The organism is Flavobacterium cauense R2A-7 (assembly GCF_000498475.1).
GTDB classification, from domain to species: domain Bacteria; phylum Bacteroidota; class Bacteroidia; order Flavobacteriales; family Flavobacteriaceae; genus Flavobacterium; species Flavobacterium cauense.
Genome location: NZ_AVBI01000019.1, coordinates 474,153 through 487,752, shown reverse-complemented (window position 1 = coordinate 487,752; position 13,600 = coordinate 474,153). Strand labels below are relative to the sequence as shown.

At 35.1% G+C, this 13,600-nt stretch carries 8 protein-coding genes; 3 read left to right on the top strand and 5 right to left on the bottom strand.

All coding sequences use genetic code 11. The features are described from left to right. Positions 1–10: 10 nt before the first annotated feature. The 5 genes from FCR2A7T_RS12290 to FCR2A7T_RS12270 all read right to left on the bottom strand — a co-directional run bounded on the left by FCR2A7T_RS12290 (position 11) and on the right by FCR2A7T_RS12270 (position 5,861). Positions 11–1,699, bottom strand: a complete 1,689-nt coding sequence (locus FCR2A7T_RS12290) for a hypothetical protein (protein ID WP_023571624.1) — start codon at positions 1,697–1,699, stop codon at positions 11–13. Between the two features lie 131 nt (positions 1,700–1,830). Continuing rightward, complete coding sequence (locus FCR2A7T_RS12285) at positions 1,831–2,022, bottom strand: cold-shock protein (protein WP_023571623.1); 192 nt, start codon at positions 2,020–2,022, stop codon at positions 1,831–1,833. 439 nt (positions 2,023–2,461) lie between these two features. After that, positions 2,462–4,216, bottom strand: coding sequence for an anti-phage-associated helicase HerA (herA, locus tag FCR2A7T_RS12280; RefSeq protein ID WP_023571622.1), 1,755 nt, complete (start codon positions 4,214–4,216; stop codon positions 2,462–2,464). A 2-nt stretch (positions 4,217–4,218) separates the two neighbouring features. Beyond that, positions 4,219–5,451, bottom strand: coding sequence for a DUF4297 family anti-phage-associated protein (locus tag FCR2A7T_RS12275; protein WP_023571621.1), 1,233 nt, complete (start codon positions 5,449–5,451; stop codon positions 4,219–4,221). 134 nt (positions 5,452–5,585) lie between these two features. Next, the gene (locus tag FCR2A7T_RS12270) at positions 5,586–5,861 is read right to left on the bottom strand and encodes a helix-turn-helix transcriptional regulator (protein WP_051369557.1); all 276 of its coding nucleotides are present in this window, start codon (positions 5,859–5,861) and stop codon (positions 5,586–5,588) included. A gap of 554 nt (positions 5,862–6,415) precedes the next feature. Between FCR2A7T_RS12270 and FCR2A7T_RS12265 the strand changes: the two genes are divergently transcribed. From FCR2A7T_RS12265 to FCR2A7T_RS12255, 3 genes are all read left to right on the top strand, one after another. Then, the gene (locus tag FCR2A7T_RS12265) at positions 6,416–9,454 is read left to right on the top strand and encodes a SusC/RagA family TonB-linked outer membrane protein (RefSeq protein ID WP_035118399.1); all 3,039 of its coding nucleotides are present in this window, start codon (positions 6,416–6,418) and stop codon (positions 9,452–9,454) included. Positions 9,455–9,556: 102 nt separating this feature from the next. Then, positions 9,557–10,936: a RagB/SusD family nutrient uptake outer membrane protein gene (locus FCR2A7T_RS12260; RefSeq protein ID WP_023571619.1), complete on the top strand. Its 1,380-nt coding sequence runs from the start codon at positions 9,557–9,559 to the stop codon at positions 10,934–10,936. Then, positions 10,936–13,548 carry an alpha/beta hydrolase family protein gene (locus FCR2A7T_RS12255; protein ID WP_035118394.1) on the top strand — a complete coding sequence of 871 codons (2,613 nt, stop codon included), beginning with the start codon at positions 10,936–10,938 and terminating at the stop codon, positions 13,546–13,548. Before FCR2A7T_RS12260 ends, FCR2A7T_RS12255 begins: the two co-directional genes overlap by 1 nt. Positions 13,549–13,600 lie beyond the last annotated feature (52 nt).

Genomic DNA, 13,600 nt, shown 5'->3' with positions numbered 1-13,600 from the left:
TAAGAACTAATTAATTTTCAGGGAACATTGAATTGTTTAAAATTTCTTTATAGGATTTATGATCAAGGCTACTGTTGTTTTTAAACTTAACCCTTTCTAAATAATCAGAAAACGAAATAAAAGAATCTACTGCTTTTTTACTTCTGTAATATTTAATGTAATCCTCAATTAATAAGTCGAGTTTTTTCAATTGGGTGGTTCTAAGTAATATATCGTTTATATGTATAATCGTTAATGGTTTTATTCTGTTTTTAAGGCTATTATCGATATTTCTTAAATCATTTGACATGTATTCATTAAGGATAGCGTTAAATCCCAACGACGTTAGTGTGTTGTCAGTAGTAATTAAAATAGGGTAATAGATACATTTTTCAAGTTTTGTGTTAGTATCGAAAAATTTATATTGGCCATTGTCTGATAATTCAACGAAGTTAAGAAGTTGCTTTACGGCTTTGTTTTTAGTGCCGTTATGATAAAATTTGTTTTTTAAATCATTCTCTATTGCATCACAATCAGCTTCAATTTTTAATTTATTAGAAATTAGGGAGTTCTTACATTCAAATACGAAAATCTTGTTTCCATTTCTAACATAATAGTCTGGGAGTGCAATATTGTCCACTCCTTTTTTCCCAACTGACTTTATTTTTATTTCATCAAACTGAATATAACTTTTACCAAAAACAGCTTTTAATGTATTGACTAATAAGTGTTTTTCAATAAAATTGGTGCTATAGTCCTGATGAAACCCATTAACATTGGTATTATTACTAAATTCAAGGATGTCATGATAAATTCCGGAGAAAAATTTATCTAATAAAAAGGAAAAGTCAAGAATTAAATATTCGCCATTTGGCAGCTTAAAGAGAGGCCTTTTTCTAATTTCCGAAAATTCATTCCAGTTAGGTGTTTTTTCCTCATGATTTGAAAAATACGAAAGGAGTTTTAAATCTTTGCTGTTTTCATCAACATTAAATTTGTAATTATTAATAGCTAATTTATTAAGATGAAAAATCAAAGTAAAGAGTTCGTACCATTCCGAAGAGTCAAATTTTTTAAGATAGTCTTTTGTGAAATTTTCGTATTTGGATTGATTTTTAATCCACTTTTCAAACTGAATAAATTTTAAAGCTTCAACCCATATTTTTTTTCCTAGAGGTTCACGATTCATGATAGCTTGATTAATACCAAGATACATATGAAATCGAATTTCATTGTGTTTAGTACCAAAAATTTGCTGCCATTTTTCAAAAAATATATTTTCTCTTTCGGCTATCTCATCATTTACACTTAAATATAATTTGAATAAATTTTCCTCGTCATACTCACTTTTACAATTATTGGTTCCCTTAGCCAAAAGCAATTCGATTACCCTAAGTGTTGCTGTTTGGTTTATTATTTTAATTGATTGTAAACCGGTAAAATCTCTTTGTTTCCTTTTATTTTCTGTTAGAAAATTGGTATAATAATCAATAATTGTTTTTTTTATTTTTTCATCAGAACTTTTTAACCAATCATTACAAATAAAACGTAATTCACTTGTGTCTTTTTCATGAACTTTATATTCAAACTTATTTAATACAGTTAGAAACTCAAGAGCGGGTACAAGTTCAATTTTCTCAATTAGTTTATCCTTATTAATTGATTTTTTAAAAATGTCTTTATATCCTATTCTGGAGATTAGTTTTGTATCAGTTGTCATAATTATTTATCGGTCAGTTTGCAATTTATAGAGTCATTTTAGCTATTCAATTTGAGTTTAAATTCACAATCTATTTCTAAAAAAAAACTTGGCACAAAGCCAAGTCCTGTAACAATTGTTTTAAAAAAATATTATACTTGTCTCACATTAACAGCCATAAGCCCTTTACGTCCTTCTTCCAATTCAAATGATACACTATCATTCTCTTTAACTTGATCTACCAAACCAGATACATGCACGAAGTATTCTTTGTCTGATTCATCTTCTTTAATAAATCCAAATCCTTTAGTTTCGTTATAGAATTTGATGATTCCTTTATTCATAATAAAAATTTAGTTGATGTATAATATACGAATATAGCTATTTAAACTTTTACCTACAAAAAAAAAGACGCCCCAAAAGCGCCTTTCATTTCCTTTTCCTATTCTTCCAACTCCCATTATAACCCCTATAAAAATCCCTCCTATGCTCAACAAGCTTTCCTCTCAAGTAAAGCCCTAAAACCCAAACCACAACCAACCCTATTATTTCATACCATCCCATAACCCAAAAATACACTAACTAGGGTAGTGGTGTTTATGGTAAAAGTAAATGCTCCGTTTTAGATAACTGTTTATTCCAAATTGACAACTATAACATGGTGCTATAAAAACAAAAAGATGCCCTAAAGCATCTAATGTATAAACTGTAAAAAAGTAATTAGTTTGTCTAAAGCCACAATTTCTTAAAACCGCTGTTATGCCTTCGTGCTTTTTCGGTCTTCTATTTATACCATTCTTCTTTTAATTTCTCAAAATTCATGTCTTTCCATTCTGTTTTCCATAATTCCCAATATGGAATATCATTTGATGATGGTTGAGGGGCACATCTGTCTATTGTTACAATTGAAGGTAAAATTATAGACTCCCCAACTAATAATGCATCTCCTTGTTTTAATGAAGTCATTTTGTCAACTAATGAACCCAAAGAATCGGGTAGTAATTTTTTGACATAACTTTGGTCGACAGGATTTGTTAATCTCATTGCTATGAAATTATTGCATTGCGAAAAAATTGTTTCTGAAATTTCAGAAGGTCTTTGGCTAGCTAAAAGTAAAGTTACCCCATATTTTCTACCTTCTTTAGCAATTCGTTCTATTGATTGTTTAGCAGACCTATATTTGGCTAAATCACTGTCAGGCACATATTTGTGTGCTTCTTCAAACACTAATAAAATAGGGATATCATTATTTATTTTCTCGTTGGTATCTTTTAAACATCTTAGTCTTTTATATATATACCCATACTCAAAAACAAGTCTTGATATTAAAGAAACAGTAATACTTAATACATCAAAAGGAACACCACTTAAATCAAGTATTGTAACGTTTGAATTTGTTGATGAGTAACCAATCAAATTCTTGATTGTATCTTCAAATGATATTTTTGTTGATTTTTCACCTAGTAAAAAATCTAATCTTTTATCAGTAAGTTTATTTTCAAGTCTATTTATAAAATTTATTAATTTACCATTGTGTCCAGCAGCAGCTGTTCCAGTTGGAATTAATTTTTCTGTGAAAAGGCGAAAACAATTTTCTTCATTAAATATAAATTTATGACCAGTTGAATCTTCCCAAGTTATATCATTATTAGTAATTTTCCTTTCATTATTTCTGTTTGAAACATATTGTAATATTTCTTTTAAATCAAATGGAAGAGGTGAGTCGAAATGAATTCTATTTTTTTCTTCATCACTTCCCAAAAATTTTAATTTTCGGTTATTTACAATTGCCTCTTTCAAAATTGCTCTTTGATTATGATCATTAGCTTCTGTATCCAAAAAAAACTCTTCTAGCTCTTCACCTTTTAAAAGCCAATAAGGTAAAATTAAGCTGCCAATATCTATAATATTTGCATCTGGAAAAGAAGCTTTATACTCAGAATGAATATCAAAAATAATTATGTGAGAATTATTTAAAGAGAAATTTCCATTTTTAGATGATACTGCTTTCTGAATAATTGATGATAAGGTATGTGATTTACCAGACCCAGTGGAACCGACTACTGCAATATGTTTATTGAAAAACTTATTGCCATTAATAGGGACTTTAACAGAAGGATTTGAAGCTAGAGATGAAAAACAAAAACTTTCATTTGGAGCAATAGATTCTTCGTATATATTCTTTATTTCTTCAATTGTTGCTGGAAATACATCTTTTGGTGGTATAGCTAGAGAATCACCACCCCTTTCAAATTTTCCATTTCTTAAAACACCAAGAGGGAAAGCTTCGATAATATGTTCTCTTACATGTATTATTTCTCCTTTTTCGTCTTTGGTGTCTCGAATTGAAATTTGAAAATTTTCAATTATAGCAATAAGACTTGCATTTTCGCTATCTTCTATTTTTAAGTATGAACCTACTTTCAATGTCTCATCAACATTTTTAAATATTTCCAGATCTTTAACAACTATTTTAACTTTATCAGGGAAAACGGCAACAACTTGAGCATTTTGCTCTGTGGAATTTTCTATGCTCATGGTTATATTATATTTTTAATTTTATTTAAATTATCAACTTGGATTTTTATTTCTTTGACAGAACTTGAGTTACAATCAAAAAAAATGTCATTTAGGTAAAATTGATAGATTTCAGACTTTCTTCCAGTTATTGCAAGAGTATCTTTTAAAAATTCTATTTTATTTAGAAATTTTAGTTTGATTTGATTTGAATAATTTGGTTTTTTTATAACAGATTTTGGATTGAATTCAGCTCCTTCAAAATCAAAACCATCGGAAATTATTATTTCATCTTCAATCAAATCCTTTTTTAATTCAATTAATTCTAAAGAATCTATACCATGAATGTATACATAAGGAGAAAATGGAGTAGGTTGGTTTATTATTTTCGTGTAATTTTTAATTATTAAATTTAAAAGAGTTTTTATATCACTTCTTGAATAAGAACTAGAATTAACTTCAAATAGAAAAAATCGTTCTTTGAACAATGTATTTAGATTGCCAAAATATTCTTTTCTTAAATTAGCATAATGTGCTTTTTCGCCTTTTATTAAAACATACCATTCATTAAATAATATTTTTGAATTATTTACCCGTCTTAGAAATTCAGCTTTGGTAATATTTCTATTTAATTGGTTTGAGTCTTTTGAGATATCTCTAATAACTCTTAATGCACTATTGTAAAAATAATATTCTGCTGAGAAATCACTGCAATTAAAGTTGGTCTTGAACAGATTAATAATTTCTTTAAATTGTTTTTCAAATTCTATAGCATTTATATCTATTTCAAGTAACCCAATAAATTCATTTAATTCAGCATCGTTAAGATTAAGATCATCATGGTGGAAATGTTTGACTTTAGTGCTTACACCATTAATTTTTTCAGTTTGAGTGTAAGTTAAGAAATCATCTTTAAGATTTTGAACACTTAATGGTAGTGATAATTTCGATTGACCTGATTGATAGAAGCCTCTTAGTTTGTATTTTATTTCAGTTTCCTTGCCTAATTTTACATCTTTGAAATGATTAAGCATTAACATTATTGGTTTTTTAATAACAGAATGATTATACTCTGTATTCTCGTAGTATTTGCATTGTATTGCAGTTGTTTCAGTTGCTGTCGTAATATCAACATCTTCTACACCTTCAACTAAAATTGAATCTGTGTCTTTTGATAAATTAAGCAGGGAAATTATCGAATAGTCAAATTGATAAAAATATCCTCGGATTGTGTCTATTGCTGTTCTGTCTGCCATTTTATTTTGTTGTATTGATTTTTTTAGTATGAGGCATAACTTCTAAATACATGAAGTTTCTGTCAAAAATAAGAATAATCTTAAATACTGCATTACGGTTTCCCGTAAATAAAAAAAGATGCCATAGGCATCTTCTATTTTTTGTCATATATCTTTAATTTTTTGTCAACTTCTTCAACCCGTTTAAAGAAGTTTGAAATAGAAATTTTATAGTATTCACAGAGAAGAAATAGAGTGCTTGGAGAAATGTTTCCAGTGCCAGTTTCAATCCTTGCTAGGTTGATTGTTACATTTTTTGAATCAAAAATATCAGTTATAACAGCATCTTGTGTCAGCTTTGCTTCTGCACGTAGGTCTTGTAAAACCTTTCTTATAGCCGATAATAGCTGATTATTTATTAACTGTTTCATTTGTTTTCAAATAGACAGAGAAAAAAAGATTGACGCAACGACATATATGTCGGTAATGTTTTTTATATTTGTCAGCATAATGCTATAAAAAGCATTAATTTTGCGATTCTTCAAATACAATATTGAAGCATTCGCTTTGAATCTCGTTTCAGAAAACTGGTAATTTTTAACACACGAGATGATAAGTTAAGATGCTCACGTCCTTGGCGTGGGCTCACTTATTCGTGTGTAGGGTATACCAGTACCTCTGAAGCGGATAAGCTGAGTTCCACGCTTTTTTATGCGCTAAACTTTCCTTTTTTCAAAGCAAAACTTCACATTCACAGGCTCGCAAAATCATAATAAAACCGGCTGGGTTTACCTTGCCGTTATATGCCACTATGGCTTAGCTGCATTAAGCGTGTAGTGGCATTGTTTTAAACAATGTCAAACCATAACAGTGTTGCCTATGATGAAATAATCTAAAATAAAAAGAGCCTCCTGCCTAGTGTTGGCGCATAAGTACAGAAGGCCCAAGCAAACAAAACTAACGTTTCATTAACCAAACCAATATTATGAAAAACTTTTCATTCCACAAGGGATGGAGCAGGCTATGGTATTCCTTTATTTTGGGTATACTCTTTACTTGTCCGTCCGTCAGGGCAATGGCAACTTCGCCAAATGCCAAAACACTGCAACAAACACATCAGGTCAGCGGTATAATTACCAACACTACCGGTACACTCCCCGGAGCTTCCGTTACCATAAAAGGAAAAAACACAGGTACCATGTCCGATATAAACGGGAAATATCAAATCGCTGCCGCGGCTTCAGATACGCTTGTTATGTCCTTCATAGGATATAAACCGCTTTACATTCCGGTAAACGGGCGTTCGATTATCAATGTGCAGTTACAGGATAATGATGCCACACAGCTACAGGAAGTAGTGGTCAATGCAGGCTATTATTCCGTTAAGGAAAAAGAACGCACGGGCAGTATCGCCAAAATTTCGTCCAAAGACATAGAAAAACAACCGGTAAGTAATCCACTCGCAGCCATGCAGGGGAGAATGTCCGGGGTTAATATTGTACAAAATACAGGCGCTCCCGGCGGCGGTTTCGATATCCAAGTCAGAGGGATAAACAGCTTGCGGGCAGACGGGAATACGCCTTTGTATATTGTAGATGGTGTTCCCTATAGTTCACAGTCCCTTGGTGATATACAAACTTCGGCAAGTATATTGGCCGGAACCAGCAGCCCGTTAAGCAGTATCAACCCTTCCGATATCGAAAGCATCGAAGTATTAAAAGATGCCGATGCAACAGCAATCTACGGCTCACGCGGAGCAAACGGCGTAATTTTAATCACAACCAAAAAAGGAAAAGAAGGAAAAACCAAGTTCAGTTTCCACAGCTATTCAGGTATCGGTAATGTTACCAGAACCATGAAAATGATGAATACCCAACAATACCTTGCCATGCGTCGTGAAGCGTTTGCAAACGATGGTATTACGGCTTATCCGTTCTATGCCTACGATATCAATGGCATCTGGGATCAAAACCGATATACCGATTGGCGAAAAGAACTGATAGGAGGGACAGCCCTTTTCAATAACATCCAAGGTACTTTATCAGGCGGTAGCAAAGCAACCCAATTTTTAGTAAGTGGTACTTACCGTAAGGAAACCACCGTTTTCCCCGGCGACGACCATTATACGAAAGGCGCAGTGCTAAACAGCATAACACACCACTCCTCCGATGATAAATTCAATTTCAATCTCTCGGTCAATTATGCTAAAGACAAAAACACCATTCAGGCAAGCGATTTAACCACACAGGCATACACCTTAGCACCCAATGCACCAGCGTTGTACGATAGCTCAGGAAACCTAAATTGGGAAAACGGAACATTCAATAATCCATTGGCCAATTCCCTCAGTCAATACGAAAACAAAACGGCTAATCTTATCGCAAGTTCGGTACTGTCCTATAAGTTGTTTCCAAATTGGGAGGTAAAAACCAGTTTAGGGTATAACGATACAAATCTAAGCGAAAACCGTACCATGCCTTCCACCATGTACAATCCTGCCTATGGGGTTACCAGCGCAAGTTCCTTACTTTTTGTAAACAACGGCAAACGTTCTTCCTGGATAATCGAGCCGCAAGTAAACTGGAACAAACAGTGGTCGGCACATAAAGTGAACATGCTTGTAGGAACTACTTTCCAATCACAAAACAGTGAAAGGCTATCACAATTAGGGATAGGTTTTGCCAGCAACAGTCTAATACACAGTCTGGGCGCAGCATCCATGATTCAAACAACCGGCAATCAAATTTCCGAATATAAATACCAGGCATTTTTTGGTAGGTTAAATTATAACTATAACGATAAATACATTATTAACCTTACCGGAAGAAGAGACGGTTCCAGCCGTTTTGGCCCGGGTAATCGCTTTGCAAATTTTGGAGCCATTGGTGCCGCTTGGTTGTTTTCAAAAGAAAGGGTAATAGCAGATAACCTTTCATGGCTAAGCTTCGGAAAGCTACGCGGCAGTTACGGTACCACAGGTAGCGACCAAATAGGCGACTATCAGTTTCTGGATTCCTATTCCATCAGCGGCAATACCTATGGTGGCGTTACCGGATTACAGCCTACCCAACTATTCAATCCTAAATTCGGATGGGAAACCAATAAGAAATTAGAATTTGCAGCCGAGTTAGGCTTCTTTAATGATAAAATAATGTGGTCAACGGCTTGGTATCAAAACCGCTCTTCCAATCAATTGGTGGGTATTCCGTTACCTGCAACAACGGGTTTCCCTTCCATGCAGGCAAATCTCGACGCATCGGTGCAAAACAGAGGTTTAGAAACAGAACTTCGCACAACAAACTTCAAAAACAAAAATTTCACATGGACAACGTCGTTAAACCTAACCATTCCAAAAAACAAATTACTCGAATTTAAAGGATTGGAAGGTTCAACCTATGCCAATACTTATGTGGTCGGGCAACCGCTTAATATCATCAAAGGGTATCATTATACGGGCATAGATCCGGCAACGGGTACCTATCAGTTTCAGGATTATAATAACGACGGACAAATCACTTCACCTTTAGACCGTCAGTACATCAGCGATATCTCCCAAAAATGGTTTGGAGGCCTAAGCAACCAGTTCCGATACAAAAATTGGGAAATGGATTTCCTCTTCCAGTTCGTAAAGCAAAACGGTAAAAACTATTTGTATGCGATGAATTTAGCGGGTACTATGACAAACCTACCGGTATACGCACTAAACCATTGGCCGGACGGAGGAACAAATCCAGATGTTCAGGTATATACAACCGGAGCAAATGGAGCAGCTTTAGATGCTTATTTCAGATTTCAAAACAGCAATGCCACCATTTCAGATGCTTCTTTCGCGAGGTTAAAAAGCATGAGTTTGTCCTATAAAATCCCTTCCGAATGGTCCAAAACATTCTCAGGAAAAGTATATCTCCAAGGGCAAAATTTGTTAACATTCACCAACTACAAAGGAGTAGACCCCGAGAACCAATCCATGTCTTATTTGCCTCCTTTGCGGCAGTATACTTTGGGCTTGCAACTTAGTTTCTAACAATAAAAAGATAAAGATGAAATCGCCATGATTCTAAATCACAATCTGGAATGAAGAATGGCGATTCCATATATGACCGCTAAAAAATAAAATTTTACATATATGAAAACACTACAATATACAAAAGCAATATTTGGGTTGTGTATGGGGGTAATGTGCTACAGCTGTGATAGTTTCACAGAGGTGGACTTACCCCAAACACAATTAACCGGCGAAGCGGTTTATCAGGATGAGGTAACTGCAACGGCAGCCTTATCCGATATTTATGCCAGAATGCGCGAAAACGGAGTTGTTTCCGGTAATACCGATGGGCTTAGTCCGCTAATGGGTTTATATGCAGATGAACTTACATTTTACGGAAATGCGATGGCACCTGCGGATAACTTTTACAACCATACTTTAATTCCTTCAAATGCCTATGTCTCCTCTCTGTGGAGTAATAGTTACGCACAGATATATGCGGCCAATGCACTTTTTGAAGGGGTTTCAAATTCCGCAATTTCAGGAGAACCACGTAATCGGTTAGTAGGGGAAGCTTTGTTTATAAGAGCACTTATTCATTTTTACTTGGTCAACCTTTATGGCGATATTCCATATATCGAAACTACCAATTATCAGGTAAATGCACACGTCAGCCGTATGCCGGCCACTTTGGTTTACGACCGTATTATTAACGACCTTCAAACATCCAAAAATTTATTGCCGGACAGTTATACCTCAACCGAGAGAATAAGAGCCAACAAAGCAGCTGCTCAGGCACTTTTAGCCAGAGTCTATTTGTATCAGCAACAATGGTCATTGGCAGAATCGGAAGCAACATCGGTAATAAACAATCCAACTTTCAATATGGAAACCAATCTCGATGCAGCGTTTCTAAACACCAATCCCTCAACAATTTTACAAATGCATTCAGGAATTGCAGGAGCAAACACAAATGAGGGACGGTTATTTATTTTTACCAGCGGCCCGCCCGTTTCCATGGCAGCAAGTAACGAGTTAGTGAACGCTTTTGAAACTAACGACCTTAGAAAAACACATTGGTTAAAAAGCGTTACCGATGGTACAAATGTTTGGTACCATCCCTACAAATACAAGCAAAATGCAAACACAGGGGTTTCACAGGAATACTCCATTCTGTTCCGTCTAGAAGAACAGTACCTAATCCGCGCCGAAGCAAGAGCACATCAAAATAATATATCGGGAGCCCAGGACGATATAAACATAATCCGAAATAGGGCAGGACTGGGTAATACCGGTGCTGCCACACAATCAGATTTGCTACAGGCCATCAGCAAAGAAAGACAAGTGGAATTATTTACAGAAGTAGGACACAGATGGTTCGACTTAAAGCGAACAGGTCAGGCAGCAGCAGTAGTAGCACCCATAAAACCATCATGGCAAAATACAGATGTATTACTTCCTCTGCCGGAATCAGAACTGATTCTTAATCCGAATCTCCAACCCCAAAACTCAGGCTACTAATGAAAAAGAATAGTATAAAATACGCTTTGCTTTATCTACTGCTGCTAACTGTTCAATTTGCGTTCGCCCAGTCTGCCCCAAAAAAGCAATTAAAACCACAAGATTACGATTTGTGGAGTACACTCACGCAGGAAAGTATTTCCCCTAACGGCAAGTGGATTTCCTATAAATTGGTGTATCCTACTGGAAAAGACACCTTGTTTGTAAAACACGTTTCCAAACCAATAAAATATGCTTTTCCGGGAGGTAATGGCACTACATTTAGTGAAGATAACAAATGGGTTTTCATAAATGCAAATGGAGGAGTTGTCCTTAAAAATCTGAGTTCGGGAACGGAACAAAATATACAAAATGGCACGGGCAAAGCTTTCCTCTCGAACGGAAAGTTCCTTTTAATGCAAGTAAACGAAAACCAGCAAAACGATGTAGTAATTCAGGATTTAAAAACAAATCAAATTCTTAAAATCCAAAACATACGGGAGTATAAAATCAGCAACGATAAAAAGGCTTTGAGTATAATCAGTAAAGATAATGCGGTAGAACTAATCAAATTAGAAGATGTCATTTTCCGCAAAACAGTTTTTAATGCAGATGCAGCGGTAAGAAAGAATTTGGTTTGGAATGAATCCGGCAACGCAATAGCTTTTTTAGAGGAAAAAGTTGCAACAGAAACTTCTGTTTCAAGAAACAAAATCTACTTGCTAAGCAACCCGTTTCACAATGAAAAAATCGATTCTTTGGATTTGGAAAGTCATTGGAATACGCTTGAAAAATCAGTTCTGTACAATCCGTCTTTCACACCTTTAATGATTTCAAATGATGGACAACGGGTCTTCTTTTACACAACAGTTGCTAATCAACATTCCACAGATAAGAATGAGGTCGAAATATGGAACAGTAGTAGTAAGTTAGAAAACGGCAGAGACCTATTGGAAGGTAACCCGTCAAAACGCCCAAAATTAGGAGTTTGGCAACCGGCTACAAATAACGTTTTCGAAATAGCAAGTACCGAACACCCATCGGTTTTATTGATGCCCGATACCAAAAAAGCCATTGTTTTCAACCCACATCAATACGAACCACAAAAGGAATTGATGGGGCCAGCCGACCTTTGGTTAACAGACGTAGAATCGCATAAGAAAGAACGAATACTATCAAAAGTATCTCAAAAAATTGGGAATTGGGGGATAGCACCAAACAGCCGTTACATTAACTATTTCAAAGATAATAATTGGTGGGTGTACGATTGCAAGCATAAAACCAATACACTAATAACCGAAAACATTGCCAATCTCATAGACGATGAAGCCTATCCGGGTGGAGAACCAACACCTCATGGTTTTGCAGGTTGGTCAACAGACAGCGAGTTTGTAATTATTTACGATAAGCAGGATGTTTGGTTAATCAGTCCAAACGGTAAAATAAAACAAAGAATAACAAACGGTTATACTGATGGTAAGCGTTACAGGGTTTATGCAAATCAATACGAAAATTCAAAGCTTTTCAGGAGCTATGATTACGTTGGAACAAATTTCGATTTACAAAAAGGCGTATTGCTCTATGCTTTCGACACCAACACAAAAGCAAGCGGATATTATACTTGGAATCAAAAAAAAGGGATTTCAAAACTGGTATTTAAAAATGCGAGAATCAATCAATTAAAAAAAGCAGCGCAGAATGACAGTTATATTCTGGTTCAGCAAAATGCCGATATGTCACCACAAATTGTTTATTTGGAAAAAAATAAGGAAAAGGTTGTAGTGAAAACCAATAGCCAGCAAAGCAAATTTAATTGGACAAAATCAGCAGTAATAAACTATAAAAATAGTGAGGGTAAAAAATTACATGGAGTGCTGCAATATCCCGCCGGATACGATTCCAATAAAAAATACCCTCTTGTGGTATACATCTACGAAGACCAGTCTCATTTGCTACATCATTATTACAATCCTTCATTTAGCAATCCCGATGGTTTCAACCCAACACACTATACGAGTGATGGTTATTTTGTTTTATATCCGGACATAACATACAAAGAAACTAATCCGGGGTTGGCAGCAGTCGATTGTGTAGAAGCGGCTGTAAAAGAAGTAATAGGCCAGGGTCTTGTAGATGCTAATAGGGTAGGACTCATAGGGCATTCCTTTGGGGGGTATGAAGCCACTTTTATCGCCACGCAATCCAAAATGTTTGCCGCTGTAGTGGCGGGAGCTGCTTGCACAGATTTGGTCGGACATTCCCTAACATTAGAAGCTGCCGGTCGTTCACAAATGTGGCGGTACCAAACCCACCAAATGCGAATGGGAAAATCATTGTATGAAGATTATGAGGGATTTATTAATAATTCACCCATTGCACACGCTTCTGAAGCAACTGTTCCTTTACTAAATTGGACAGGCAGAAACGATTTTATGGTAGACCCTCAGCAAAGTATTGCTATACACATGGCAATGCGAAATTTGAGAAAGCAACATACATTGTTACTCTATCCAAACGAAGGACATATTTTATTGCAACCTGCTTTTCAAAAGGATTTAACAATAAAAATCAAAGCTTGGTTTGATCATTATTTAAAAGGAATTCCTTTTCCGTCAAATTCAGGATTAGAATAAACAAACAATGCCCGAATTGAATTCCAATCGGGCATTGTCATTTACTTCACGT